This is a genomic window from Streptomyces endophytica (genome assembly GCF_026153355.1).
Lineage (GTDB): Bacteria > Actinomycetota > Actinomycetes > Streptomycetales > Streptomycetaceae > Streptomyces > Streptomyces endophytica.
Genome location: NZ_CP110636.1, coordinates 4,498,886 through 4,525,732, shown reverse-complemented (window position 1 = coordinate 4,525,732; position 26,847 = coordinate 4,498,886). Strand labels below are relative to the sequence as shown.

The window sequence follows — 26,847 nt, the reverse complement described above, 5'->3', positions numbered from 1 at the left end:
AGGAACGGCAGGCGAGATGACCGCGCAGGACGAAGCCCCAGAGCTGGAAGTCTGGATCGATCAGGATCTCTGCACCGGGGACGGCATCTGTGCGCAGTACGCGCCGGAGGTCTTCGAGCTGGACATCGACGGCCTGGCCTATGTGAAGAGCGCCGATGACGAGCTCCTCCAGGAGGAGGGCGCCACAACGCCCGTCCCGCTGAAGCTGCTCGCCGACGTCCGGGACTCGGCGAAGGAGTGCCCCGGGGACTGCATCCACGTGCGCCGGGTCAGCGACCGCGTCGAGGTCTACGGCCCGGACGCCGAGTGAACCGACGCTGAGTGAACCGGAGGAAGCGGAAAGCTCCCTCCGCATACCTGCCGTAGCGGCTCAGGCACCCTTGGTGCCCGCCGCGGCGGGCAGTTCGCTCTGGATGAACTTCCCGTCCCGCCATTGCCATTTGACGCTCTTGTGCACGTCGGGGCAGCAGCGCGGGACGTTCAGGTCGGAGTAGCCCAGCAGCGCCGCCGCGATCACGCCGTGCTTCACCGCCAGGGACTGGACGCTGAGCTGCTGGGCGGGGGCGACGAGGGCCGCCACGATGCGCGGGGCGGCCTGCGGATCGGTGGGGTGGGCGAGGACGTAGACGCCGCTGGGCGGGGTGCCGGTGTCGCTGTGGCAGCGGACCACGGCGACCGTCTCGGTCGTGCCGTCGCCGTCGAGGTCGCCGGACGCCTTCTTGACCACTTCGGAGCGGTTGGGGCCGCAGGTGACGGGGAACGTGACCTTGCCGGGATCGGGGGCGGAGGAGTGCCGGCCGGCCTGGACGTTGCGGGAGGTGGTGGCCGTGGCGTCGGGGGGCTGGACGAAGGACGCGGCCGCGACGACCGCCGAGAGCGCGGTGGCGGTGGCGAGCCAGTGCATGGGGCGCGGCTGGGTGTGCAAGAGGTCCTGGCCTGCCATGGGCTGCACGCGGGGTAACTCCTGTGAAGTGCTGTGCCGGTGGGAGTGCCCAGCATCGTTCCACAGGAGAGGGCGGCAAGGAACCAGCGGGACCGGAGTTTTCCGGGTTTCCCGTAGGGGTTCGGTAGGGGATCCGTAACGGTTGCCGTAGGGGGGTCCCTTAGGGGGCGCGCGAGCCCCTGGCCGGTGAACGGAGGGGGGACGGTGGGGGTTCCCGCGGGTGGGGGCGCGGGGAGTCGGGCTGGGGCGCGGAGAGTGGCGGCTGGGGCCTGGGGAGTCGGGCTGGGGAGTCGGGGCTGGGGCCCGAGGAGTCGTGACTGGGGCCCGAGGAGTCGTGACTGGGGCCTGGGGAGTCAGGGCTGGGGCGGGGGGAGTCGGGACTGGGGTCCGGGGGGCGGAGCTGGGGCCCGCGGAGTCGGGGCTGGGCGCGTGGGCGGTTTCCGTGAAGGGCGTAGGCGGTGGGCCGCAGGCCGTTCCCGTGTGCGGCGGTGGTGGAGGGCTCGGGGGGTGCCGTGGCCGGGGGCGGGAGGCGGGGGTGACAGCGGTTCCCCGGGGGCGGGGCGGTCGTTCCTGGGGTGGGGAACGGGAGGCGCCGCCGGCGGGTTCCGGTGCGGAACTCGGCGGCGGCGCCCAGGGGTTCGGTGGCCGGTTGCGGGCGGCCGGTGACGGTGTGTGGAGGGTGTCGGCGGGGCCGGCGGCGGGTCAGGCGCCGTCGGTGGGCTCGTCCGTGGTGGCCATGCCCTTGTCCTTGCCGGCTGCCTTCTCGCGGCCGCCCGGGCCGGTGTAATCCTCGCCGTACGCACCCTTGGCCGGGCGACGGCGGCGGAGCGGGGGCTCCACGCCGTCGGCGAGGCGTCGGGCGGTGAGCAGGAAGCCGGTGTGGCCGATCATGCGGTGGTCGGGACGGACCGCGAGGCCCTCGACGTGCCAGGTGCGGACCATGGTTTCCCAGGCCGACGGCTCGTTGAAGGTGCCGTGCTCGCGGATCGCCTCCACGGTGCGGGCCAGCTGGGTGGTGGTCGCGACGTAGGCGCAGAGAATGCCGCCGGGCACCAGGGCCTTGGAGACGGCCTCCAGGCACTCCCAGGGGGCGAGCATGTCCAGGATGACACGGTCGACGTCGGTGTCGGAGAGGTTGTCCTGGAGGTCACCGACGGTGAGCGTCCACGCCGGGTGCGGGCCGCCGAAGTAGCGCTCGACGTTCTGCGTGGCGATCTCGGCGAAGTCGGCGCGGCGCTCGTAGGAGTGCAGCATGCCGTCGTCACCGATGGCGCGCAGCAGGAAGCTGCTGAGCGAGCCGGAACCCACCCCCGCCTCGACGACGCGGGCGCCGGGGAAGATGTCGGCCATCGCCAGGATCTGCCCCGCGTCCTTGGGGTAGACCACGGCGGCGCCGCGGGGCATGGACAGGACGTAGTCGGGGAGCAGCGGGCGCAGCGCGAGGTAGGCGACGTTCCCGGTGGTACGGACAACGCTGCCCTCGGGAGCACCGATCAGCTCGTCGTGGGGGAAGGCTCCCTTGTGGGTGTGGAAGCTCTTGCCCTCTTCGAGCGTGAAGGTGTAGTGGCGTCCCTTGGGGTCGGTGAGCTGGACCTGGTCCCGACCTTGAAGGGCCCGCGACGGCGGGCGGCACCGGTCGGTTCGGACATGTGACCAGCCTACCGGGCCGTGGGGCCGCCACTGACCACGGGCGAGTGGGGCACCGGCGGCGGCCCGGCGGCGAGCGGAGCCCTAGTTGGGGCGCGCCATCGCCGAGACGAAGGCGCGCTCGACGTCGGCGGTGGAGAGGACGCCGTAGATCTCGCCGGTCCGCTCGACGACGAGGTATTCGGTGGCGGGGGTGGCGCGGAGGTATTCCAGCAGGTCCTCGCCGGCGAGCTCGGCGGAGACCCGCATGCCGTCCTTGAGGTCCTGGGCGAGGGTGCCGACGGGGACCCAGGGGCGGCGGTGGTCGGGGACGCCGACGATGGCGGCCTCGCGGACGAGGGCGGTGGGCATGCCCTGGGGGTCGACGACCACCAGGGCGCGGGCGCCCGCGTCGTTGGCGCGGCGCAGGGCCTCGGAGAGCGGGGTGGCGGTCTCGACGGGCACCGCGCGCCGGGTGAGGGTGCGGGCGGTGAGCTCGGGGAGGCGTTCGCGGAGCCGGGCCATGCGCAGGCTGTTGCCGGCGCCGGTCCAGATGATGGCGGCGAGGATCGCGGCGAGCAGGGCGTCGGTGAGGGAGTCGGCGTCGCCGATCTCGGGGCGGGCGTTGCCGAGGGCGCCGGTGTGGGTGAGCAGCGGCAGGCCGATGAGGACGGTGACGGCGAGGGCGCGGCCGACCCAGGCGGCGGCGATGGTGCCGCTCATCGGTCTGCCGGTGATCTTCCAGACGACGGCGCGGAGCATCCGGCCGCCGTCCAGGGGCAGGCCGGGCAGCAGGTTGAAGAGCGCGACGATGAGGTTGGAGATCATCAGGCCGGCGAGCAGGACGCCGGGGACCGTGCCCGGTTCGACCAGCTGCATCCCGGCGTAGAAGACGGCGGCGAGGACGAGGGAGAGCAACGGGCCGACGAAGGCGAGGACGAATTCCCGGCCGGGGCTCTCGCTCTCCTTCTCGATCTCCGAGACGCCGCCGAAGAACTGGAGCTGGATGCGGCGGACGGGGAGCTTGAAGCGGAGCGCGGCGACCGTGTGGGCCAGCTCGTGGACGAGGACCGAGGCGTAGAAGGCGACGGCGAAGAAGAGCGAGACGAGGTAGCGGGCGGCGCCGAGCTCGGGCAGCACGCGCTCCAGTTGCCCGCCGAAGACCCAGGTGATCAGGGCGGCGACCAGGAACCAGCTGGGGGCCACGTAGACGGGCACGCCGAAGGGACGGCCCATCAGGATGCCGCCGCCGCGCTTCCCGGACGGCGGGGGCGCCTTGGGGCCCTCGGTGCCCTTGGGCGGCTCGGGCAGCTGGGGCCGCACGGACTCCTCGGGGTCCTGCGGCTTCCCGCTCTCGTCCACGGTGTCCCCTCATCGAATACGGCTTTCGCCCCTGCTCGGCCTGATATCCCGATCATGCAGGGCGCAGGGTTCCGGCGTCGATGGTATGCGGAGTGGCGTGCGCCGGTCCGTCGCGGGGCGCCTGGGGGTGCAGGTCCGTCCGCGCCTGTCGGTGGCGGGCCGTAGGGTTTTGTGCCATGGGATGGAGCACGGAGCAGGACGGGGCGGGCACGCAGGGTGTGCAGGACGCCCAGGAGGGGTCCGGCGCGGGGGCCGCCGGGGAGCGGGGCGGGCAGCCGGCGCGGCCGCCGGCGGCGCTGTCGCCGTCGCGGGCGAGCGATTTCATGCAGTGCCCGTTGCTCTACCGCTTCCGGGTGATCGACCGGCTGCCGGAGAAGCCGAGCCCGGCGGCGACCCGGGGCACGGTGGTCCACGCGGTGCTGGAGCGGCTCTTCGACGCGCCGGCGGCGGAGCGTACGGCTCCGGGGGCGCGCGCCATGGTGCCGGGCGAGTGGGAGCGGCTGCTGGCCAAGCGGCCGGAGCTGGCCGAGCTGTTCGCGGACGATCCGGAGGGCGAGCGGCTGGCGGCGTGGCTGGCGGAGGCCGAAGCGCTGGTGGAGCGGTGGTTCTCGCTGGAGGATCCGCAGCGGCTGGAGCCGGCCGACCGTGAGCTGTACGTCGAGACGGAGCTCGCGTCGGGGCTGCGGCTGCGGGGCTTCATCGACCGGGTGGACGTCGCGCCGACGGGCGAGGTGCGGATCGTCGACTACAAGACGGGGAAGGCGCCGCGGCCGGAGTTCGCCGAGGGCGCGCTGTTCCAGATGAAGTTCTACGCGCTGGTGGTGTGGCGGCTGCGGGGTGTGGTGCCGCGGCGGCTGCAGCTGGTCTATCTGGGCAGCGGCGAGGTGCGGACGTACGACCCGGGTGAGGCCGATCTGCTCGCGGTGGAGCGGAAGTTGCTGGCGCTGTGGGAGGCGATCCGGCTGGCGACGGAGACCGGCGACTGGCGGCCGCGCCCGACGAAGCTGTGCGGCTGGTGCGACCACCGGGCCCACTGCCCGGAATTCGGCGGCACTCCCCCGGTGTATCCGTTGCCGGTGCGGGCGGCGGGCGGGTCTTCGGCCGGGGGTGCGGGGGTTGTCCCCGGGTAAGCACAGCCGTCGCCGGTGAGGACGGGCGGCGGGGCTTCGGCCGGGAGTTCGGGGGTCGGCCCCCGGGACGCACGGGCGCTGGCCGTGTGCCCGGCGGACGGCGGCGGGGTGCCGCAGGGCAGAATGGAGCCGATCTAACGAAGGAGAGCTCGTGGCCATCCGCGTCCTGCTGGTCGACGACCAGCCCCTGCTGCGTACGGGATTCCGGATGATTCTGGAGGCGGAGCAGGACCTGGCCGTCGTCGGTGAGGCCGGTGACGGCCTGCAGGCGCTGGAGCAGGTGCGCGCGCTGCAGCCCGATGTGGTGCTGATGGACATCCGGATGCCCCGGATGGACGGGGTCGAGGCGACCCGGCAGATCACCGGTCCGGCGAAGGACGGGCCGGCGAAGGTGCTGGTGCTGACGACCTTCGACCTGGACGAGTACGTCGTCGAGGCGCTGCGGGCGGGGGCCAGCGGCTTCCTGCTGAAGGACGCGCCGGCGAACGAGCTGGTGCAGGCGATCCGGGTGGTGGCGGCGGGCGAGGCGATGCTGGCGCCGAGCATCACCCGCCGGCTGCTGGACAAGTACGCCGGTCATCTCCCGTCGGGTGAGGAGCCGGTGCCGGACACCCTGCACACCCTCACCGAGCGGGAGGTGGAGGTGCTGAAGCTGGTCGCGCGAGGGTTGTCGAACGCGGAGATCGCGGCGGACCTGTTCGTCAGCGAGACGACGGTCAAGACGCATGTGGGCCACGTGCTGACGAAGCTGGGGCTGCGCGACCGGGTGCAGGCGGCGGTGTACGCGTACGAGAGCGGCCTGGTGCGCCCGGGAGCGCAGTAGCCGGGCCCGTGGGACCCAGGAGTCGCGCGGCGGCGGCTCGTACGGCACAGCGGGCGTGCACGGCGCCCGTGGGGCCGGGTACGGCGGCGGGGCCGGTCCGGGAGGAGATCCTCCTGGGCCGGCCCCGCTGTCGTGCGGTGTGTCCGTCCTGTCCGTCAGGACGTGGGTCAGGCGTCGGACGCCTTGCTGATCTCCCAGAACCGGAAGACGGTCGAGGCGTCCAGGGTCCACTCCAGTCCGCTGACGCCGTTCCGGGCCACCGCGTACTGCTTGCCCTGCCAGATCGGGATGATCGGCACGTCGCGGGCGACGATGTCCTGCAGCTCGCGGAACGTCGGCTTGGTGGCGGCGCGGTTCTGCTCGTCGGCCGTCTTGGGCAGCAGCCGGCCGGTGATGGCGGGCGAGTTGTAGTGGTTGGACAGCACGCTGTCCTTGCCGAAGAACGGCTGGGTGAAGTTGTCCGGGTCCGGGTAGTCGGGGATCCAGCCCTTGACGTAGACGCCGAACCGGCCGTCGGCCACGCCCTTTTCGTACTCGTCGGTGGGCACGGAGCGCACCTTGGCGTCGAACAGGCCGCTGGCGTTGAGCTGTTGGGCTATCTCCTGGAAGGCCGGGACGGTGCCGGGGCCGAACCGGTCGGGGGTGGCCCACAGGGTCAGCGGCACCTTGCCGGACAGACCGGAGGCGCGCAGCGCGGCCTTGGCCTTGTCGGGCTGCGGGCGGTCGCCGTAGGTGTTGAAGAACGAGGTGCTGTGGCCGGTGATGCCTGCGGGGACGACCGAGTAGAGCGGTTCGGCGGTGCGCTGGTAGACGTCCCGGACGAGCGTGGAGCGGTCCAGGAGGTAGGCGATCGCCTTGCGGACGCCGGCCTGCTTGGCGACCGGGTCCTTCATGTTGAAGACCATGTACATGGCCTCGGCGCTGCCGCCCTCTATGACCTGGGTGCCGTGCTGCTGGTTCAGGGAGGCGTTGTCCAGGTGGGCGATGTCCTTCATGGCCAGGCCGCGGTAGGCGAGGTCCACGTCGCCGCTCTCGACGGCCTTCTTGAGCTTGCCCGGCTCGTCGAAGAACTTCACGGTCATCCCGGAGTTCTTGACCTTGGCGGGGCCCTTGTAGGAGCCGTTGACCGCGAAGACGGCCCGGTCCTTGCCGTACGACTTGAGGGTGTAGACGCCGGAGCCGGTGGCCTTGCCGTCGGTGCGCAGCCGGTCGGCCGGGTAGGCGGTGTGGTCGACGATGGAGCCGGCGCCCGAGGCGATCTTCATGGGGAAGGTGGCGTCGGGCGTCTTGAGATGGAAGACCACGGTCTTGGCGTCCGGCGTCTCGACCTTGTCGAGGGCCGCGAACATCACGGCGGGGCCGTTCTTGTCCTTGATCCGCTGGGTGCGGTCGAAGGAGAACTTGACGTCCTTCGAGGTCAGCGCGTCACCGTTGCTGAAGTGGAGGCCGTCCTTCAGGGTGCAGCGGTAGACCTTGCTGTCCGCGTCGGTGAAGCCGCAGCGCTGGGCGGCCTCCGGCTCGGGGGTGGTGCCGCCCTTGGGGAAGCTCATCAGGGACTGGAAGACGTTGTTGAACAGCAGCCAGGACCCCGGGTCGTAGCCGGCTGCCGGGTCGGTGGCCACGACCTTGTCCGTCATTCCCATGACGACCGGCTCGCCGTGGCCGGCCGCCGCCGAGTCGTCGGTGCCGCACCCGGCGAGCGCGAGCAGGGCTGTCGCGAGCCCCGCTCCGATCGGGGCGGCCAGCCGCGGGTCACGCTTCCTCACTAAAGGTCCTCACGTTCTGGGTGGTGCCTGTCGGGCCGCGGCGGGGACACCGCGGCGGTGTGCCGCATCCGGGCGGATGCGGCAGGGGTCAGTCGGCGACGCCTCGGCCGAGCTCCCAGATCTGGAGGCCCGAGGCGGAGTTGAGGGCCCAGCCGATGCCGGTGATGTCGTCGCGGGCGGCGACGTACTGCTTGCCCTGCCACAGCGGGAGCAGCGGGACGTCGTCGGCGATGATGTCCTGGGCCTGCTTGAAGTCGGCGCCCGCGGCGTTGCGGTCGGTCTCCTGGCGGCTGGCCGGGATCAGCTGCGACTCGATCTTGGTGTTGCGGTAGGGGATGCCGAGGAAGTTCCGCTTGCCGATGAACGGCGCGATGTAGTTGTCGGCGTCCGGAATGTCGGCGAACCAACCCATGTGGTAGACGGTGTACTTACCGCCCAGGGCGTTGGTGCGGTACTGCTGCCAGCTGTCGACTCCCTTGACGCTGACGTCGAACAGCTTGGAGTCGTTGAGCTGCTTCTGCAGCAACCGGACTTCCTTGCCACTGCTGGGGCCGTAGTGGTTCGTGGTGTAGGTGAGGGTGAACTTCACCGGGGTGGTGATGTTCGCCTGCTGCAGGGTCTTCCGGGCGGCGGCGACGCCGGGGTTCCCGTACTTGGTGAAGAACGAGTTGATGTGACCGGTCAGGCCGGTCGGCACCATCGAGTAGAGCGGGTCGCTGGTGTAGGAGTAGACGTTGCGCACCAGCTCGGAGCGGTTGACGAGCTGTGCCATCGCCTGGCGCACGGCCTTGTTGGAGACGGCCGGGGCCTTGGTGTTGAAGGCCAGGTAGCGGATCTCCTGGCCCGGCATCTCCTGGAAGGCGATGTGCTGGGCGCGGGCGTTCTCCAGACCGCGGACCTGGTCGGACCCGAGCCCGCGGTTCATCAGGTCGACGTCGCCCTTGCGCAGCGCCTGCTCCGTGGACGCCGAATCGGCGAAGAACCGCATCTCCACCTTGTCGTTCTTCACGCCCATCCCGCCCTTGTAGCCGGGGTTCTTGGTGAAGACGGCCTTGGTGATGCGGTTGCCGCTGCGCTCGATCTTGAGGGTGTACGGGCCGGAGCCGACCACGTCGAAGCCGTTGTACAGGCGGTTCTTGGGGTACACCTGGCTGTCGACGATGGCCGCGGCCGGAGTGGCGAGCTTCTGCGAGAAGGTGGCGTCCGGCTTGGTGAGGTGGAAGACCACCGTCTTGGCGTCCGGCGTCTCGACGGTGTCGATGTCGTCGAGCAGCGCCACCGGGCCGTTGCTGTTGTTGATGGTCCGCATGCGGTCGATGGAGAACTTGACGTCCTCGGCCGTCAGGGCATGACCGTTCGAAAACTTCAGGCCACTGCGCAGGGTGCAGCGGTACTGCTCGTTCTGGGTGTCGCGGAACCCGCAGGACTCGGCCGCGTCGGGCACCGGCGTGGTGCCGGAGCGGGGCAGCCGCATCAGCGTCTGCAGGGTGCTGCGCAGCACGTTCCACGCGTCGACGTCGTAGGCCTGCGCCGGGTCGAGCGGGGCCGGCGCGGCCTTCGTCGCCTCGATCTGGGCGGCGACGCCCACCACGATCGGATCGCCGCCATCGCCCGCACCGTCCGTGCTGCCACAGGCTGCGAGTACGGGGGCAAGGAGACCGGCCAGCGCCGGCAGCACCAGGGTCTTGCGATTCATCGTCGGCAGGTTCCTTATCAGCGCAGAGGTGTTGCTCGCGTCGACATTAGTAGGAACGGCCAGCCGCGCCGGGACACAAAGGAGTTGAAGGGATAAGGCTCCCGGATAACGTCGGCGGGGTGATCGATATCCGGACGGCGGAACGATCCGCGCGTTGCTCCACCAATCCGGACACTTACCCCCGTAGAAACCTCCGAACAGGGCCCGTGGAACACCTGTCGGGCCCACTGTCGATGCCCCGGCACGTGAGAAACGTCACGCATTCACGGCTCTGCGGCGATGTATCAATTCAGTCAGGACGGCCCCGGCCCTTTCGTCACGGAAAATGAGCGGACCGCTCCCCTGAGTTCTTCCGGACATTTGGCGGGACACGCTCAGTGCACGGCGCCGCGGCTTTCCGTGATGAGCGAGCGGAGAAATGCGAGATCCACTTCTTCCAGCGAGCGGACGACGCTGCGGCCCGGGGCGGCCGGGATCGGGGTCACCGAGGGGACCGCGACGACCGGGCAGCCGGCCGCCTCCCCCGCCCGCACCCCGGTCAGGGTGTCCTCCACGACCACGCAGCGTGCCGGGTCCACCCCGAGCCGTGCGGCGGCCGTGACGTACGGGTCCGGGTGCGGCTTGGTGCGGGGCAGGTCGTCGCCCGCCAGCGTCAGGCGGAAGTGTTCCGTCCCGAGGGACGCGAGCATCCGGTCGACGATGGTGCGGTGCGAGGCGGAGACCAGCGCGGCGGGTACCTCGTGGGCGGCCAGCTCGGCCAGCAGCCGGTGCGCGCCCGGCATCAGCGGGACGCCGCGGGCGATCCGGTCCAGGAAGGCGGCGTTCAGCAGCACGCTCAGCTCGGTCAGGCCGATGTCGGCGCCGGTGGCCTGAATCAGATACCCGGCGCTGCGGGTCATCGGCCCGCCGACCACCACCTCGCGGTGGACGTCGTCGAGGACGTGGCCGAGCTCGGCGAACACCTGCGCCTCCGCCTCCCACCAGAATCCCTCCGTGTCGACGAGCGTGCCGTCGAGGTCGAGGAAGACGGCCTGGAGGGTCGCGGCGCCGTCCGTCCGGGTGCCGACTGCGGGGATGCTGCTGGTCATCCATCCACCTCCGTTACGCGTCCCACGAGGGACGAAGAGGCCGGTCGCCATCCCCGGCTGGGGGAAACGACCGGCCACTACCGGATCGATAAGTGTACGACGGTGTGCGCCGGAATGCGTGGTGACGGCGGTACGGCAGCGGCCGGGGCCGCCCGGTGGAACTCCGGACGGCCCCGGCCGCGCGCGCCGCGTCACGCCGGGGCGGGGCCCGGCGGTACGGACGTCACCTGGCGTTGAAGTACTTCGCCTCCGGGTGGTGGATCACGATGGCGTCCGTGGACTGCTCCGGGTGCAGCTGGAACTCCTCGGACAGCTGGACCCCGATCCGCTCGGGCTCCAGCAGGTCGGCGATCTTGGCGCGGTCCTCCAGGTCGGGGCAGGCGCCGTAGCCCAGCGAGAAGCGGGCGCCGCGGTACTTGAGCGCGAACATGTCCTCGATGTCGTTCGGGTCCTCGCCGCCGAAGCCCAGCTCGGCACGGACCCGGGCGTGCCAGTACTCGGCCAGCGCCTCGGCCAACTGGACGGACAGGCCGTGCAGTTCGAGGTAGTCGCGGTAGGAGTTGGCCTCGAAGAGCTCGGCGGTGGCGGCGCCGATCCGGGAGCCGACGGTGACGACCTGGAGGCCGACGACGTCGGTCTCGCCGGACTCCTCCGGGCGGAAGTAGTCCGCCAGGCACAGCCGGCGGCCGCGGCGCTGGCGCGGGAAGGTGAAGCGGGTCCGCTCGGTGCCATCCTCGTGCAGCAGGATCAGGTCCTCGCCCTTGGAGACGCAGGGGAAGTAGCCGTGGACGACCGCGGCCTCCAGGAGGTTCTCGGTCTGCAGCTTGTCGAGCCAGCCGCGCAGCCGCGGGCGGCCCTCGGTCTCCACCAGCTCCTCGTACGTCGGACCCTCGCCGGTGCGGGCCTGCTTGAGGCCCCACTGGCCCTTGAAGAGGGCGCCCTCGTCCAGCCAGGAGGCGTAGTCGGCGAGCTGGATGCCCTTGACGACCCGGGTGCCCCAGAACGGCGGGGCGGGGACCGGGTTGTCGGTGGCGACGTCGGAGCGCACCGCGCCCTCGGGCTCCTCGACCTCCAGGACGGCCGTGTCGCGCTTGGGGACCCGGCGCTGCTTGAGCTCGGGGAGGGCCGCGCCGGGCACCCCGCGCTTGACGGCGATCAGGGCGTCCATCAGCCGCAGGCCCTCGAACGCGTCGCGGGCGTAGCGGACCTCGCCCTCGTAGATCTCGTGCAGGTCCTGCTCGACGTAGGCGCGGGTGAGGGCAGCGCCGCCGAGGATGACGGGGTAGTCGGCCGCCATCTTGCGCTGGTTGAGCTCCTCCAGGTTCTCCTTCATGATCACCGTGGACTTGACCAGGAGCCCGGACATGCCGATGACGTCGGCCCGGTGTTCCTCGGCGGCCTCCAGGATCGCCGAGACCGGCTGCTTGATGCCGAGGTTGACGACGTTGTAGCCGTTGTTGGACAGGATGATGTCGACGAGGTTCTTGCCGATGTCGTGGACGTCGCCGCGGACGGTGGCCAGGACGATGGTGCCCTTGCCCTCGTCGTCGGACTTCTCCATGTGCGGCTCCAGGTAGGCCACCGCGGTCTTCATGACCTCGGCGGACTGCAGCACGAACGGCAGCTGCATCTGGCCGGAGCCGAAGAGCTCGCCGACGACCTTCATGCCGTCCAGGAGGGTGTCGTTGACGATGTCGAGGGCGGGGCGGTCCTGCAGGGCCGTGTCGAGGTCGGCCTCCAGGCCGTTCTTCTCGCCGTCGATGATGCGCCGCTTCAGGCGCTCCTCCAGCGGCAGCGCGGCCAGTTCCTCGGCCTTGCCGGCCTTCAGCGACTTGGCGGTGGCGCCCTCGAAGAGCTCCATCAGCTTCTGCAGCGGGTCGTAGCCCTCGCTGCGCCGGTCGTGGATCAGGTCGAGGGCGGCCTTGACCTGCTCCTCCTCCAGCCGGGCGATCGGCAGGATCTTGGAGGCGTGCACGATGGCCGAGTCCAGGCCGGCCTTGACGCACTCGTCGAGGAAGACGGAGTTCAGCACGATCCGGGCGGCCGGGTTGAGGCCGAAGGAGATGTTGGACAGGCCCAGGGTGGTCTGCACCTCGGGGTGGCGCCTCTTGAGCTCGCGGATGGCCTCGATCGTGGCGATGCCGTCCTTGCGGGACTCCTCCTGACCGGTGCAGATCGTGAAGGTCAGACAGTCGATGAGGATGTCGCTCTCGTGGATGCCCCAGTTGCCGGTCAGGTCGTCGATCAGCCGCTCGGCGATCTCCACCTTCTTCTCGGCGGTGCGGGCCTGGCCCTCCTCGTCGATGGTCAGCGCGATCAGCGCCGCGCCGTGCTCGGCGGCGAGCGCGGTGACCTTGGCGAAGCGCGACTCGGGGCCGTCACCGTCCTCGTAGTTGACGGAGTTGATCACCGCGCGGCCGCCCAGCTTCTCCAGGCCGGCCTGGATGACCGGTACCTCGGTGGAGTCCAGGACGATGGGCAGGGTGGAGGCGGTGGCGAAGCGGCCGGCCAGCTCCTCCATGTCGGCGACGCCGTCCCGGCCCACGTAGTCGACGCACAGGTCGAGCATGTGGGCGCCCTCGCGGATCTGGTCGCGGGCCATCTCCACGCAGTCGTCCCAGCGGCCGTCCAGCATCGCCTCGCGGAACTTCTTCGAGCCGTTGGCGTTGGTCCGCTCGCCGATCGCCAGGTAGGAGGTGTCCTGGCGGAACGGCACGGTCTGGTACAGCGACGCGGCGCCCGGCTCGGGGCGCGGCCGGCGCTCGGGCGGGGTGAGGTCGCGGACCCGCTCCACGACCTGGCGCAGGTGCTCGGGCGTCGTTCCGCAGCAGCCGCCGACCAGCGACAGGCCGTACTCGGCGACGAAGGTCTCCTGGGCGTCGGCCAGCTCCTGGGGCGTGAGCGGGTAGTGGGCGCCGTCCTTGCCGAGCACCGGCAGGCCCGCGTTGGGCATGCAGGACAGCGGGATGCGGGAGTGCCGGGCGAGGTAGCGCAGGTGCTCGCTCATCTCGGCCGGGCCGGTGGCGCAGTTCAGGCCGATCATGTCGATGCCGAGCGGTTCCAGCGCGGTCAGCGCCGCGCCGATCTCGGAGCCCAGCAGCATGGTGCCGGTGGTCTCGACGGTGACCGAGCAGATCACCGGGAGGTCGGTGCCGGTGGCCTTCAGGGCGCGGCGGGCGCCCAGGATGGCGGCCTTGGTCTGCAGCAGGTCCTGGGTGGTCTCGACGAGCAGGGCGTCCGCGCCGCCGGCGATCATGCCCTCGGCGTTCTGCTGGTAGGCGTCACGGAGGGTGACGTAGGGGGCGTGGCCGAGGGTGGGCAGCTTGGTGCCGGGGCCCATGGAGCCCAGGACGTAGCGCTGCTGGCCGGTGGAGGCGGTGAACTCGTCGGCGACCTCGCGGGCGATCCGGGCGCCGGACTCGGACAGCTCGTAGACCCGCTCGGGGATGTCGTACTCGGCGAGGGCGGCGTGGTTTGCGCCGAACGTGTTGGTCTCGACGCAGTCGACGCCGACCGCGAAGTACTCCTCGTGCACCGAGCGGACGATGTCGGGCCGGGTGAGGTTGAGGATCTCGTTGCAGCCCTCCAGCTGCTGGAAGTCCTCCATGGTCGGGTCCTGGGCCTGCAGCATGGTGCCCATCGCCCCGTCGGCGACCACCACCCGCGAGGCCAGGGCCTCACGCAGCGATTCGATGCGGGCGGTGTGGGTGGACGATGGCGTGTTCGAGGCCATGGAGATGCTCCCGTGGTTGCGACGGCTGTCGGCTTTGCACCCCCCTTCAGGGGGCGCACCCGGCCAGCGTAGCTGCCGGGTGCGGTACACGTGTTCCCCGTTCCACGGCGTGGACAGCACCGCTCCACCCCCGCGGGTGGGCCGTTCGTGATCGTTGGCAGACTCCGGTGCACCCACCCAGTAGTCACGGTTCTCTGCCCTCAGTCGGCATGGGCCGATATCGTTCAGCATTGTCGAACTGCTCATTCTCGGAGGTTGCCCGATGGCACGCACCATCCAGTCGCTGGAGCGCGCAGCCGCGATGTTGCGGCTGCTCGCGGGAGGTGAGCGGCGACTGGGCCTCTCCGACATCTCCTCGTCCCTCGGGCTGGCCAAGGGCACCGCGCACGGCATCCTGCGCACCCTGCAGCAGGAGGGTTTCGTCGAGCAGGAAGCGGTCTCCGGCCGCTATCAGCTGGGCGCGGAGCTGCTGCGGCTGGGCAACAGCTACCTGGACGTGCACGAGCTGCGCGCCCGCGCCCTGGTGTGGACCGACGACCTGGCCCGCTCCAGTGGCGAGGCGGTCTATCTGGGTGTCCTGCACCAGCAGGGGGTGCTGGTGGTGCACCACGTCTTCCGGCCGGACGACAGCCGGCAGGTGCTGGAGGTGGGGGCGATGCAGCCGCTGCACAGCACGGCGCTGGGCAAGGTGCTCTGCGCGTACGACCCGGTGGCGCACAGCGAGGTCGTCGAGGCGGACCGGGAGGCGTTCACGCCGCGCACGGTGACCGGCCTGGGGGACTTCGAGGGGCTGCTGGACCTGATCCGGGCCCGGGGCTGGGCCGCGGACGTGGAGGAGACCTGGGACGGCGTGGCGTCGGTGGCGACGCCGATCCACGACCGGCGGCGGATGCCGGTGGGCGCGGTGGGGATCACGGGGGCGGTGGAGCGGGTCTGCCGGGACGGCGAACTGCGGCCGGAAATCGTCGCTGCTGTGCGCGATTGTGCACGCGCGGTGTCCCGTGATCTTGGTGCAGGGCGATTCTGACCGTTTCACCCGTTAAGTTCACCTAAGTTTTTGGCCAAGTACCCCTTGACGGGGTCCGGACGCTGAACAAAACTGCCGTGCATCGGTCGGCATTGTCGAACACCACACGGCAATATTCGCTATGGTGTGCAGTGCCGGGCCGACCACCGCCCTCACGGAGGGCGCGAACCACCGGAGGGACCCGGGGTTCGCCTTCCCCTGGACGAAGGACAAAGGAGTCGCCGGTGTCCAGCTCCGACATCTTCCTCAGCGAGACCATCGGTACCGCTGTACTGCTTCTGATGGGTGGCGGCGTCTGCGCCGCCGTCACGTTCAAGCGCTCCAAGGCGCACAACGCCGGATGGGTGGCCATCACCTTCGGGTGGGGCTTCGCCGTCCTCACGGGTGCGTACATCGCCGCGAAGTCCGGCGCGCACCTCAACCCGGCGGTCACGATCGGGCTCGCCATCAAGGGCGCCGTCGCCTGGAGCCAGGTGCCGGTGTACCTGGCCGGCGAGATGCTCGGCGCCATGATCGGCGCCGTACTGGTCTGGGTCGTGTACTACGGACAGTTCCGTGCGCATCTGACCGATCCCGAGGTGCTCGCGGACCACACGAGCGAGGAGGGCATGGTCGACCAGGCCGCCGCTCCGAAGGCCGGCCCGGTCCTGGGCATCTTCTCCACCGGCCCCGAGATCCGCAATGCCGTGCAGAACCTCGCCACCGAGATCATCGCCACCACCGTGCTCGTGCTGTCGATCCTCACGCTCGGTCTGAGCGACAACGGCAAGGGCGTCGGCGTCATCGGCACCCTGCTGGTGGCACTGGTCGTCGTCGGCATCGGTCTGTCGCTCGGCGGTCCGACGGGCTACGCCATCAACCCGGTCCGCGACCTCGGTCCGCGCATCGTGCACGCGCTGCTGCCGCTGCCGAACAAGGGCGGTTCAGACTGGGGTTACGCCTGGATCCCGGTCGTCGGCCCGCTGATCGGCGGCGCCCTCGCCGGGGGCATCTACCAGGTGGCGTTCGCCTGATCCGCCCGACCGCCCCGCCGCCCGCACAGACTTCCTTGGAGCACACCATGAGCGAGACCCACAGCACCTCCTCCCACGGCCACGGCCCTTTCATCGCCGCGATCGACCAGGGAACGACCTCCAGCCGCTGCATCGTCTTCGACAAGGACGGCCGGATCGTCTCGGTCGACCAGAAGGAGCACGAGCAGATCTTCCCGAAGCCGGGCTGGGTCGAGCACGACGCCGCCGAGATCTGGACCAACGTCCAGCAGGTCGTCGACGGCGCCGTGCAGAAGGCCGGCATCACCGCCGACGACGTCCGCGCCATCGGCATCACCAACCAGCGCGAGACCACCGTCCTCTGGGACAAGAACACCGGTGAGCCGGTCCACAACGCCATCGTCTGGCAGGACACCCGCACCGACGCGCTCTGCAAGGAGCTCGGCCGCAACGTCGGCCAGGACCGCTTCCGCCGGGAGACCGGCCTGCCGCTGGCCTCCTACTTCGCCGGCCCGAAGATCCGCTGGCTGCTCGACAACGTCGAGGGCCTGCGCGAGCGCGCCGAGCGCGGCGAGATCCTCTTCGGCACCATGGACTCCTGGGTCATCTGGAACCTCACCGGCGGCGTCAACGGCGGCCACCACGTCACCGACGTCACCAACGCGTCCCGCACCATGCTGATGAACCTCCACAACCTGGAGTGGGACGACAAGATCCTCGCGTCGATGGACATCCCGGCGGCCGTGCTGCCGGAGATCAAGTCGTCCGCCGAGGTCTACGGCCACACCGCCGGCGGTGTACTGGCCGGCGTCCCGGTCGCCTCGGCGCTCGGCGACCAGCAGGCCGCGCTCTTCGGCCAGACCTGCTTCGCCCAGGGTGAGGCCAAGTCCACGTACGGCACCGGCACCTTCATGCTGATGAACACCGGCCACGAGCCGGTCAACTCGTACAACGGGCTGCTGACCACGGTCGGCTACCGGATCGGCGACCAGCAGACGGTCTACGCCCTGGAGGGCTCGATCGCCGTCACCGGTTCGCTGGTCCAGTGGATGCGCGACCAGATGGGCCTGATCAACAGCGCGGCCGAGATCGAGACCCTCGCCAGCACGGTCGATGACAACGGCGGCGCGTACTTCGTGCCGGCCTTCTCCGGCCTGTTCGCCCCCTACTGGCGCTCCGACGCGCGCGGTGTCATCGCGGGCCTGACCCGTTACGTCACCAAGGCGCACATCGCCCGCGCCGTTCTCGAGGCCACCGCCTGGCAGACCCGTGAGATCACCGACGCCATGACCAAGGACTCCGGCGTCGAGCTGACCGCACTCAAGGTCGACGGCGGTATGACCTCCAACAACCTGCTGATGCAGACCATCTCGGACTTCCTGGACGCCCCCGTGGTGCGCCCGATGGTCGCCGAGACCACCTGCCTCGGCGCTGCCTATGCGGCCGGACTGGCCGTCGGCTTCTGGTCCAGCACCGACGAACTGCGCGCCAACTGGCGCCGGGCCGCCGAATGGACCCCCCGCATGGACGCGGACACCCGTGACCGCGAGTACAAGAACTGGCTCAAGGCCGTGGAGCGGACCATGGGCTGGCTCGACGACGAGAGCTGACGAGGAGCACAACATGAGCACCCTGCAGAGCGTCCCGGCCCTCGGGACGCACCCGGCCAACGGTTCGAACCCGAGCCGCGCCGAGACTCGGGAGCAGCTTTCCAAGGCGACCTATGACCTCCTGGTGATCGGTGGCGGCATCCTGGGCATCTCCACCGCCTGGCACGCCGCACAGGCCGGACTGCGGGTGGCCCTGGTGGACGCCGGCGACTTCGCCGGCGCCACCTCCTCCGCCTCCTCCAAGCTGCTGCACGGCGGTCTGCGCTACCTGCAGACCGGTGCGGTCAAGCTGGTGGCGGAGAACCACTTCGAGCGGCGTGCGGTGTCCCGCGAGGTCGCACCGCACCTCTCCAACCCCCTCACCTTCTACCTGCCGGTCTACAAGGGCGGCCCGCACGGCGCGGCCAAGCTCGGTGCGGGCGTCTTCGCCTACTCCGCGCTGTCCGCGTTCGGCGACGGCGTCGGCCACGTGATATCCGCGGCCAAGGCACAGCGGGACGTGCCGGAGCTGCGCACGGAGAACCTCAAGGCCGTGGCCGTGTACGGCGACGACCAGATGAACGACTCCCGGATGGCCCTGATGACCGTCCGCGCGGCGGTCGCGGCCGGCGCCACGGTCCTCAACCACGCCGAGGTCACCGGTCTGCGCTTCACCCAGGGCCGGGTCACCGGCGCCGAGCTCAAGGACCGTACGGACGGCCAGGAGTTCGGGGTCAACGCGCGCCTGGTGCTCAACGCCACCGGGCCGTGGGTGGACCACCTGCGCAAGATGGAGGACCCGAACGCGGCCCCGTCCATCCGGCTGTCGAAGGGCGCCCACCTGGTCCTCAAGCGCACCTCCCCCTGGAAGGCGGCGCTGGCCACCCCGATCGACAAGTACCGCATCACCTTCGCCCTCCCCTGGGAGGACATGCTGCTGCTGGGCACCACGGACGAGGAGTTCGAGGGGGACCCGGCGGACGTCGCGGTCAACGAGAAGGACGTCACCCAGATCCTGGACGAGGCCGCCTTCTCCATCCGCGACCAGCAGCTGTCCCGCGACCTGATCACGTACTCCTTCGCGGGTCTGCGGGTGCTGCCGGGCGGCCCCGGTGACACCTCCAAGGCCAAGCGCGAGACGGTCGTCACCGAGGGCAGCGGCGGCATGCTGTCGGTGGCCGGCGGCAAGTGGACGACCTTCCGGCACATCGGCCGGACGGTGATGAACAAGCTCGCCGCGCTGCCCGGCCAGCCGCTGGCCGACGACATGGAGCCGATCGCGCAGCTGCCGAAGAAGCTCCCGCTGCCCGGTATCGCGAACCCGAACGCGGTCGCCCACCGGCTGCTCGTCGACGGCGGCACCCCCGGTCCCCGGATGGCCCCGGAGACCGCGCGCCACCTCGCCACCCACTACGGTTCGCTGTCCTTCGACATCGTCCGGCTGGCGAACGAGAACCCGGCGCTGGCCGAGCGGATCCACCCGGACGCCCCGGAGATCTGGGCGCAGGTCGCCTACGCCCGGGACAACGAGTGGGCCGAGACCGTCGACGACGTGCTGCGCCGCCGTACCACGCTGACCATCCGCGGGCTGGACACCGAGGACGTCCGGACCAAGGTCAAGGACATGCTGGAGGGCTGACGCCACGTCAGAACGTCAGCACCCGCTGAAGCGCGAAGGGGCGGCCCCGGGGGCCGCCCCTTCGTCGTACCCGGCCACCGGGGCGGTCGCGGGCGGCCCGCCGGGCCATAATGACCCAGACATCGGATGTCTGGGAGGTCGGCATGGCGGTCACCGACGAGGCCATCGAGAAGATCAAGGGCATGATCGTCTCCGGCGCGCTGCGGCCGGGTGACCGGCTGCCGAAGGAGAGCGAGCTGGCGGCCGAGCTCGGGCTGTCCCGCAACTCGCTGCGCGAGGCCGTGCGGGCGCTGTCCCTCATCCGGATCCTGGACGTCCGCCAGGGCGACGGCACCTACGTCACCAGTCTCGATCCGCAGGTGCTGCTGGAGGCGATGAGCTTCGTGGTGGACTTCCACCGCGACGACACGGTGCTGGAGTTCCTCGCCGTCCGCCGGATCCTGGAGCCGGCCGCCACGGCGATGGCGGCCGGCCGGATCGGCCACGGCGAACTCGATGCCCTGGAAGCCCGGTTGGACGCCCTGGGCCCGAGCCCGTCCGTGGAGGACCTGGTCGCCTCCGACCTGGAGTTCCACCGCGGGATCGTCGCGGCGTCCGGCAACTCCGTGCTCTGCTCGCTGCTGGACGGATTGTCCGGGCCGACCACCCGGGCCAGGATCTGGCGCGGGCTGACCCAGAAGGACGCGGTGGCCCGCACCCTCACCGAGCACCGGGCGATCCTCGGCGCGCTGCGCGACCGGGACGCGGAGGCGGCGCGGGCCTGGGCGACGGTGCACATCGCCAGCGTGGAGCAGTGGTTGCGCACCTCGCTGTGAACGCTCCGCCGTCCGCGGCCGGAACGTCCCGCCGAAGCCCGTCGCCCACGACCCGACGCCACGACCCGACGCCGCGGGCCGCGGGCCGCGGGCCGCGGGCCGCGGGCGGGCTTCCCCCGGTTCAGACCGCGAAGCCGCCGTCCACCGCGATCGAGGCGCCCGTGATGTAGCGCCCGCCGTCGCCCGCCAGATGGGCCACGGTCTCCGCGACGTCCGTGCCCTGGCCGAAGGCACCGAGGGAGGTCAGCCCGGCCTGGAACTCCGCGCTCTCGCCGTCGGCGGGGTTCATGTCGGTGTCGATCGGGCCCGGGTGGACGAGGTTGGCGGTGATCCCGCGCGGCCCCAGCTCCCTGGCCAGGGTCTTGGTGAGGCCGGTCAGCGCGGCCTTGCTGGTGGCGTAGAGGGTGCCGCCGGGGAAGGCGACCCGCTCGGCCATGCAGCTGCCGATCGAGATGATCCGCCCGCCCTCGGTCAGATGCGCGGCCGCGGCCTGCGCCGCGAGGAAGGGCCCGCGGACGTTGGTGCGCAGCACCCGGTCCACGTCGTCCAGGGAAATGCCCTCGAACGGCCCGAGGACGCCGATCCCGGCGTTGTTCACCAGGATGTCCAGCCGCCCGAAGCGCTCCACGGCGCCGGCCACCGCGGCCCACACCTGCTCGGCGTCGGCCACGTCGGCCCGGACCGCCCAGCCCTGCCCGCCGGCCTGCTCGATCTCCTTGACCACCTGGTCGGCCAGGTCCTGCCGGCTGTGGTAGGTCAGGGCCACCGCCGCGCCCCCGGCGGCCAGCCGGCGCGCGATCGCCGCCCCGATCCCGCGGCTGCCGCCGGTCACCAGGGCCACCTTGCCCGCCAGCGGCCGGTCGCCGCCGTCCCCCGCCGCGGTCGCCGTCATGGGGGTCGTGGGAGCCATCACCGTCGCGGTCATCGTCGTCACCGTCGCCTTCGTGCGTGTTCGTTCGTCCCTGCCGGACGAGCACCGCGTCGCTCCGCGGTACGCCTCGATCCTCGGCCGCGGACGGCCGCGAGGCTGGCGGAAACCGGACGCCGACGCGGCGGCCCGGCGCGGGGTCCGGCCCCCGCGCCGCGCTCCGTCCGGCTACCACGCCCCGAGCCCGTAGACCCGCGCCGCCGTCCCGCCGAAGACCGCCGTGCGCTCGGCCGTGGTGAGTCCGGTGGTGGCGGCCTCCGCGAGCGCGAGGACGTCGTCGTAGCCGGCGGCGAGGGTGCAGACCGGCCAGTCGGAGCCGAACATCACCCGGTCCGGGCCGAAGGTGTCCAGCACGTGCCGGGCGTAGGGGAGGATCTGCGGCGGCCGCCAGGCGTCCCGGTCGGCCTCGGTGACCAGCCCGGACAGCTTGCAGCTGACGTTCGGCAGCCCGGCGAGCGCGTCGACGGCGCCGGCCCAGGGCTGCCACTGCCCGGTCGCCACCGCGGGTTTGGCGGCGTGGTCCAGGACGAACGACAGCTGGGGCAGGGCCCGGGCCGCGGTGTGTGCGGCGGGCAGTTCGCGCGGGGTGACCAGCAGGTCGTAGACGAGGCCGGCGGCGGCCAGGGCGGCCAGTCCGCCGAGGACCGCGGGGCGGGTGAGCCAGTCGGGGTCGGGTTCGTCCTGGACCTGGTGGCGGAGGCCGACCAGTTCGGCCGGCTGCGCCGCCAGGTGGCCGGGGAGCGCCGGGTCGGTGAGGTCGGCCCAGCCGACGACGCCGGCGACCGGGCCCTCCCCCACCGCGAGCGCCAGCAGTTCGGCGGTCTCGTCGTACGAGGACGACGACTGGACCAGCACCGTGCGGTCGATGCCGTGGGCGGTCAGGTGCGGGACGAGGTCGGCGAGCGCGTAGCTGCGGCGGATCGGGTCGGCCCAGGGCCCGTCCATCCACGGCTGGTCGCGCCGGGTGAGGTCCCACAGGTGGTGGTGGGCGTCGATGCGCATCAGGGGCCTGCTCCGGGGTCGTGGGGGCCGTGGGCGAGGGGCAGCGGCAGGTCGGGGTCGAGCAGCCCGCGGGCGACGAGCGTGTGCCACAGGGCGTCGGGGATCTCCTGGGTGAAGAGCCGGGCGTTCTCCGCCATTTCGCCGGGGGTGGCGGCGCCCACGACGGCGGCGGCCACGGCCGGGTGGCCGAACGGGAAGCGCAGCGCCGCGGCCTTCAGCGGCACCCCGAACTCCGCGCACACCGCGGCCAGTCGGCGGGCGCGGTGCAGCAGGGCGGGCGGGGCCGGGGCGTAGTCGTAGCGGGCGCCGGGTGACGGGTCGGCGAGCAGCCCGGAGTTGTAGACCCCGCCGACGACGACGGAGGTGCCGCGGCGGGCGCAGACCGGCAGCAGGTCGTCGAGGGCGGTGCGCTCCAGCAGCGTCCAGCGGCCGGCGCAGAGCACCACGTCCACGTCGAGGTCGTCGACGAGCCGGGCCAGGACGTCGCTGTGGTTCATCCCGAAGCCGATGGCGCGCACGGCTCCTTGGGCGCGCAGTTCGGCGAGGGCCGGGAAGCCGGTGTCGTAGACCTCGCGCAGGTGGTGCTCGACGTCGTGCAGGTAGACGATGTCGACGCGGTCGACGCCGAGCCGCTCCAGGGACGCCTGGAGGGTGGCGTGGATGCCGTCGCGGGAGAGATCGCGGACGCGGGCCCGGGCGGGGGTGTCGACGAAGCCCTCACCGGCCGCCTCCTCCCCCGGTGCGAGCGGGCGGAGCCGGCGGCCGACTTTGGTGGAGAGGGTGTAGCCGTCCCGGTCCCGGCCGCGCAGCGCCCGGCCGAGCCGCTCCTCGGAGAGGCCGAGGCCGTAGTGCGGTGCGGTGTCGAAGTGGCCGGCACCGGCCGCGAGGGCGGTGTGGACGACGGCCCGGGCCTGCTCTTCGGGGACGGCGCGGTAGAGGTTGCCGAGCGGGGCGCAGCCCAGGCCCAGGGGCGGGACGGTGACCCCGCTGCGGCCCAACTCGCGTTGTGCACTGGAGGGTTGGCGCATCTGCGGCGGCCCTCAGTCCTGCTTCTCGCCGCTGGTGAAGCGGGAGATGACCAGGGCGATGATGATGATCGCGCCGTTGAGGAACTGGGTCCACAGCGGCGGCACCCCGCCCAGCGTCATGACGTTGATGACCAGTTGGAGGGTCAGGACGCCGGTGAGCGCGCCGAAGAGGGTGCCGCGGCCGCCCTTGAGGCTGATGCCGCCGATCACCGCGGCGGCGAAGACCTGGAAGATCCAGCCGTTTCCCTGGCTCGCGGAGACCGCGCCGTAGTGGCCGGTGTAGAGGATGCCGGCGAAGGCGGCGAGCACCCCGGCGAGGGTGAGGACGGTCCAGGTGAGCCGGTCCACGCGGATGCCGGCGGCGCGGGCCGCCTCCGGGTTGCCGCCGATCGCGTACAGCGCCCGTCCGTGCCGGAGGTAGCCCAGGGCCGCGCCGCCGAGTGCGAACAGTGCCAGGCAGATCCAGACGGCGGCCGGGACGCCCAGCCAGTCGGCCTTGCCCAGATAGGCGAAGGACTCCGGGACGTTGCCGATGGACTGCCCCTCGGAGAGGCCCACCTGGAGGCCGCGCAGCATGGTGAGCATGCCGAGGGTGGCGATGAAGCCGTTGACCCTGAGCCCCAGGATCAGCAAGCCGTTGACCGCGCCGACCGCCGCGCCCACCGCCAGGCAGAGCGGGATCGCGGTCCAGGCGGGGAAGAGCCCGAGGCCGGCGAACCGGCCGCCGTGCGCGGGCATCACCAGCCACAGCGCCACCACCGGCGCCAGCCCGATGGTCGATTCCAGTGACAGGTCCATCCGGCCGCTGATCAGGACGAGCGCCTCGCCGAGCACCAGCAGCCCGAGTTCGGTGGACTGCTGGACGACCCCGATGAGGTTGTCCTGGGTGAGGAAGGCGGGCGAGACGATGAAGCCGATGACGCCCAGGACGAGGATCACCGGCACCAGGGAGAGGTCCCGCCAGCGGGCCGGGTCGATCCGGGGCCGGCGGCGGACGGGCGGGGTGGCGCCCAGGTCGGTGGCCGGCGGGGAGGCGGTCTCGGTCATGGCGCGGTCCCTTCCGTTCCGTGCGGGTCGTCGCCGCGGTCGCCCGCCGGCCGCTCGTCGGGGCGGTCGCCCGCCAGGCCCTCCATGGCGGCGACCAGGTCGTGGTCGCGCCAGCCGCGGGGGAAGTGGGCGGTCACCCGGCCGTGGAAGACGGCCAGCACCCGGTCGCAGACCCGGAGGTCGTCGAGTTCGTCGGAGACGATCAGCGCGCCGCTGCCGCCGTCCGCGACCTGGCGCACGACGCCGAGCAGGGCCTCCTTGGACCGGACGTCCACGCCGTTGGTGGGCCGGACGGCGACCAGGACCGCGGGCCGGCGGGCCAGCGCGCGGGCGATCACGACCTTCTGCTGGTTGCCGCCGGAGAGCCCGGAGACCGGCTGGCCGGGCCCGGTGGTCCGGATGTCCAGGTCGCTGATCATCCGCCGGGCGAACGCGCGGGTCCGGGCGGGCAGTACGGTCCCCAGCGGCCCCAGCTGGTCGGCGACGGTGAGGGTGGCGTTCTCGGCGACGCTGCGGCCGGGGACGAGGCCCTCGCGGTGCCGGTCCTCGGGGATGTAGCCGATGCCGGCGGCGAGGGCGTGCGGCACGCTGCCGGTGCGGACCGGGCGGCCGCGTACCGAGATCCGGCCGGCGTCCGGGGCCCGCAGCCCGGCCAGCGTCTCGCCGATCGCGGTGGTCCCGCTGGCCGTGGCGCCCGCGAGGCCCACCACCTCACCGGCCCGTACGGTCAGGTCCAGCGGGCCGAACCGGCCGTGCAGCGCCAGCCCTTCGGCGCGCAGCACCGGTGCGCCCGTGGTGCGGCCGGCCGGCCGGGGGCGCCGCGCGGCAGTCGCCGCCTCCCCCGTCATGGCCGCGACCAGCTCGTCCCTGGGGAGGTCCGGGACGGGCGCGGTCAGTACGGGGCGGGCGTCGCGGAGGACGGTGACGGTGTCGCACAGCTCGTAGACCTCCTGAAGGTGGTGCGAGATGAACACGAAGGCCACGCCCTGGGCGCGCAGCGCCCGCAGTTTGCCGAAGAGCCGGTCGATGCCGGCCGCGTCGAGGCGGGCGGTGGGCTCGTCCAGGATGATCAGCCGGGCGCCGTGCGAGAGGGCGCGCGCGATCTCCACGAACTGCCGCTGCTCCACGTCGAGTTCGCGGATCCGGGCGGTCGGGTCGACCGCCACGCCGTAGCCGGCGAGCAGTTCGCCGGCCCGGGCGCGCAGGGCGCCCCAGCGGAGCGTGCGGCCGCCCGGGAGACGGCCCAGGAAGAGGTTCTCGGCGACGGTCAGTTCGGGCACCGTCATCGACTTCTGGTGGACGCAGGCGACCGTGCGCTGCCAGCCGGCCGGGTCGCCGAAGCGGGGTGCGGGCCGCCCGGCGAAGGTGACCCGGCCGGCGTCCGGGCGGGTCAGGCCGGTCAGCACGGAGACCAGGGTGGACTTGCCGGCGCCGTTGCGGCCGACGAGGGCGTGGGCCTCGGCGGGCCGTACGGTCAGCCGGGCCCCGTCGAGGGCCAGGGTGGGGCCGTAGCGTTTGACGATTCCCTCGGCGTGCACCGCCGCCGGTTCGTGGGCCGTCATCGCCGCTGCTTCTTCCCGGGCCGGTCGAGCTGGTTGGCCCAGAGCGTGGCGTCGTCGACGTTGGCCTTGGTGACCAGGGGCGCCGGGAGCTGGTCCTCCAGACCGTTCTTGATCTTCACGATGGTGGAGTGGTGGTCGGTGGGGCCGGGCCGGAAGGTCTTGCCGTCCAGCGCGGCCCGCGCGTAGAAGAGCGCGTACTTCGCGTAGAGGTCGGCCGGCTGGGAGAGGGTGGCGTCGATCGTGCCGGCGCGGATCGCGGCCAGTTCGTCCGGTATGCCGTCGTTGGAGATGATGGTGAGGTGCCCGGCGGAGCCGGCCGGTACGAGCCGTTTCCGCTGCTCCAGCAGGGCGAGCGTGGGCTGCAGGAAGGCGCCGCCGGCCTGCATGTAGATGCCGTCGAGGTCGGGGTGCTGGGCGAGCAGGCTCTGCAGCTTGGCGGAGGCGACCTCGCCCTTCCAGTCGGTGGCCAGCTCGTGCACGGTGATCTTCGGGTACTTCCGCTTCATGCAGGCCGCGAACGCCTCGGAGCGGTCCCGCCCGTTGACCGAGCTGAGGTCGCCCTGGAGTTCGGCGACCCGGCCCCGGCCGCCGAGCTTGCGGCCGAGGTAGTCGCAGGACTTCTCGCCGTAGGCGCGGTTGTCGGCGCGGACGACCATGTAGACGGTGCCGTCGTCGGGCCGGGTGTCCACGCTGATGACCGGGATCTTCTTCGCCGCGAGCCGCTGCAGTTCGGCGCTGATGGCCCCGGTGTCCTGAGGGGCCATCACGATCGCCTTGGCGCCCTGGCCGGTGAGCGCCTGCACGTCGGCGACGACCTTGGCGATGTCGTTCTGGGAGTTGGCCAGCGGGAGGGCCGCCGGGCCGCCGTGGTCCAGGTCCTTGCGGAGGTACTGCTCGTAGGAGTTCCAGAAGTCGGTGTCCGTGCGGGGCAGGTCGATGCCGATCCGGCCGGCGGCGTCGCTGCCGCGGTTGCAGCCGGTGAGCACGGCGAGGGCGGCGAGGACGGACACCGCGGCACCCGCCGCCGCGCCGGTCGTACGCAGTCTCATGG

The 26,847-nt window shown here is 71.8% G+C and carries 21 protein-coding genes and 1 pseudogene; 9 read left to right on the top strand and 13 right to left on the bottom strand.

Annotation, left to right across the window (positions count from 1 at the left end; translation table 11 throughout):
• Positions 1-16 precede the first annotated feature (16 nt).
• Positions 17-310: a ferredoxin gene (locus OJ254_RS20205; protein WP_030801836.1), complete on the top strand. Its 294-nt coding sequence runs from the start codon at positions 17-19 to the stop codon at positions 308-310.
• A 60-nt stretch (positions 311-370) separates the two neighbouring features.
• Here the strand turns inward: OJ254_RS20205 and OJ254_RS20200 are convergent, their stop codons facing one another.
• The 3 genes and pseudogenes from OJ254_RS20200 to OJ254_RS20190 form a co-directional block, all read right to left on the bottom strand.
• Positions 371-943, bottom strand: a complete 573-nt coding sequence (locus OJ254_RS20200; protein ID WP_265365239.1) for a hypothetical protein — start codon at positions 941-943, stop codon at positions 371-373.
• A 702-nt stretch (positions 944-1,645) separates the two neighbouring features.
• Positions 1,646-2,592 (bottom strand): annotated as a pseudogene (locus OJ254_RS20195) (tRNA (adenine-N1)-methyltransferase).
• 82 nt (positions 2,593-2,674) lie between these two features.
• Complete coding sequence (locus OJ254_RS20190; protein ID WP_265363451.1) at positions 2,675-3,931, bottom strand: site-2 protease family protein; 1,257 nt, start codon at positions 3,929-3,931, stop codon at positions 2,675-2,677.
• A gap of 176 nt (positions 3,932-4,107) precedes the next feature.
• Here OJ254_RS20190 and OJ254_RS20185 point away from each other — a divergent pair, with 176 nt between their 5' ends.
• Both OJ254_RS20185 and OJ254_RS20180 read left to right on the top strand, forming a co-directional pair.
• On the top strand, positions 4,108-5,061 hold the full coding sequence (locus tag OJ254_RS20185) for a RecB family exonuclease (protein ID WP_423835928.1): 954 nt from the start codon (positions 4,108-4,110) through the stop codon (positions 5,059-5,061).
• 151 nt (positions 5,062-5,212) lie between these two features.
• The gene (locus OJ254_RS20180) at positions 5,213-5,884 is read left to right on the top strand and encodes a response regulator (protein WP_018087782.1); all 672 of its coding nucleotides are present in this window, start codon (positions 5,213-5,215) and stop codon (positions 5,882-5,884) included.
• Between the two features lie 167 nt (positions 5,885-6,051).
• Here OJ254_RS20180 and OJ254_RS20175 read toward each other — a convergent pair whose 3' ends face one another.
• The 4 genes from OJ254_RS20175 to metH form a co-directional block, all read right to left on the bottom strand.
• Entirely contained in the window at positions 6,052-7,650 is a 1,599-nt protein-coding gene (locus OJ254_RS20175) for an ABC transporter substrate-binding protein (protein WP_265363450.1), read from the bottom strand.
• 88 nt (positions 7,651-7,738) lie between these two features.
• Entirely contained in the window at positions 7,739-9,346 is a 1,608-nt protein-coding gene (locus OJ254_RS20170) for an ABC transporter substrate-binding protein (RefSeq protein ID WP_265363449.1), read from the bottom strand.
• Positions 9,347-9,720: 374 nt separating this feature from the next.
• Positions 9,721-10,434 (bottom strand): HAD family hydrolase, encoded by a 714-nt coding sequence (locus OJ254_RS20165; RefSeq protein WP_265363448.1) that lies wholly within the window; start codon positions 10,432-10,434, stop codon positions 9,721-9,723.
• A gap of 223 nt (positions 10,435-10,657) precedes the next feature.
• A complete protein-coding gene (metH, locus tag OJ254_RS20160; RefSeq protein ID WP_265363447.1) occupies positions 10,658-14,167 on the bottom strand; it encodes a methionine synthase in 3,510 nt (1,169 codons plus the stop codon).
• A 262-nt stretch (positions 14,168-14,429) separates the two neighbouring features.
• On the opposite strand from metH, the gene OJ254_RS20155 reads away from it, so the two are divergent.
• The 5 genes from OJ254_RS20155 to OJ254_RS20135 all read left to right on the top strand — a co-directional run bounded on the left by OJ254_RS20155 (position 14,430) and on the right by OJ254_RS20135 (position 20,229).
• On the top strand, positions 14,430-15,194 hold the full coding sequence (locus OJ254_RS20155) for an IclR family transcriptional regulator (protein ID WP_261952429.1): 765 nt from the start codon (positions 14,430-14,432) through the stop codon (positions 15,192-15,194).
• Positions 15,195-15,418: 224 nt separating this feature from the next.
• Positions 15,419-16,207, top strand: a complete 789-nt coding sequence (locus OJ254_RS20150; protein ID WP_030801859.1) for an MIP/aquaporin family protein — start codon at positions 15,419-15,421, stop codon at positions 16,205-16,207.
• A 47-nt stretch (positions 16,208-16,254) separates the two neighbouring features.
• Positions 16,255-17,796, top strand: coding sequence for a glycerol kinase GlpK (glpK, locus tag OJ254_RS20145; protein ID WP_265363446.1), 1,542 nt, complete (start codon positions 16,255-16,257; stop codon positions 17,794-17,796).
• Between the two features lie 13 nt (positions 17,797-17,809).
• Positions 17,810-19,414 carry a glycerol-3-phosphate dehydrogenase/oxidase gene (locus OJ254_RS20140; RefSeq protein ID WP_265363445.1) on the top strand — a complete coding sequence of 535 codons (1,605 nt, stop codon included), beginning with the start codon at positions 17,810-17,812 and terminating at the stop codon, positions 19,412-19,414.
• A 143-nt stretch (positions 19,415-19,557) separates the two neighbouring features.
• Positions 19,558-20,229 (top strand): FadR/GntR family transcriptional regulator, encoded by a 672-nt coding sequence (locus OJ254_RS20135; protein WP_265365237.1) that lies wholly within the window; start codon positions 19,558-19,560, stop codon positions 20,227-20,229.
• 121 nt (positions 20,230-20,350) lie between these two features.
• Here OJ254_RS20135 and OJ254_RS20130 read toward each other — a convergent pair whose 3' ends face one another.
• Positions 20,351-21,121 carry an SDR family oxidoreductase gene (locus OJ254_RS20130; RefSeq protein WP_265363444.1) on the bottom strand — a complete coding sequence of 257 codons (771 nt, stop codon included), beginning with the start codon at positions 21,119-21,121 and terminating at the stop codon, positions 20,351-20,353.
• Here OJ254_RS20130 and OJ254_RS20125 point away from each other — a divergent pair.
• A complete protein-coding gene (locus tag OJ254_RS20125; RefSeq protein WP_265363443.1) occupies positions 21,120-21,347 on the top strand; it encodes a hypothetical protein in 228 nt (75 codons plus the stop codon). The two genes, OJ254_RS20130 and OJ254_RS20125, sit on opposite strands and share 2 nt — an antisense overlap.
• Here OJ254_RS20125 and OJ254_RS20120 read toward each other — a convergent pair.
• From OJ254_RS20120 to OJ254_RS20100, 5 genes are read right to left on the bottom strand one after another with little or no spacing between them, the layout of a single operon-like run.
• On the bottom strand, positions 21,326-22,159 hold the full coding sequence (locus OJ254_RS20120; RefSeq protein ID WP_265363442.1) for an amidohydrolase family protein: 834 nt from the start codon (positions 22,157-22,159) through the stop codon (positions 21,326-21,328). The genes OJ254_RS20125 and OJ254_RS20120 overlap by 22 nt on opposite strands.
• Positions 22,159-23,187, bottom strand: a complete 1,029-nt coding sequence (locus tag OJ254_RS20115) for an aldo/keto reductase (RefSeq protein WP_265363441.1) — start codon at positions 23,185-23,187, stop codon at positions 22,159-22,161. Before OJ254_RS20115 ends, OJ254_RS20120 begins: the two co-directional genes overlap by 1 nt.
• A 12-nt stretch (positions 23,188-23,199) precedes the next feature.
• On the bottom strand, positions 23,200-24,234 hold the full coding sequence (locus tag OJ254_RS20110; RefSeq protein ID WP_265363440.1) for an ABC transporter permease: 1,035 nt from the start codon (positions 24,232-24,234) through the stop codon (positions 23,200-23,202).
• A complete protein-coding gene (locus OJ254_RS20105; protein WP_265363439.1) occupies positions 24,231-25,796 on the bottom strand; it encodes a sugar ABC transporter ATP-binding protein in 1,566 nt (521 codons plus the stop codon). The genes OJ254_RS20110 and OJ254_RS20105 overlap by 4 nt, the downstream gene beginning before the upstream one ends.
• Positions 25,793-26,845 (bottom strand): sugar ABC transporter substrate-binding protein, encoded by a 1,053-nt coding sequence (locus OJ254_RS20100; RefSeq protein ID WP_265363438.1) that lies wholly within the window; start codon positions 26,843-26,845, stop codon positions 25,793-25,795. The genes OJ254_RS20105 and OJ254_RS20100 overlap by 4 nt, the downstream gene beginning before the upstream one ends.
• Positions 26,846-26,847 lie beyond the last annotated feature (2 nt).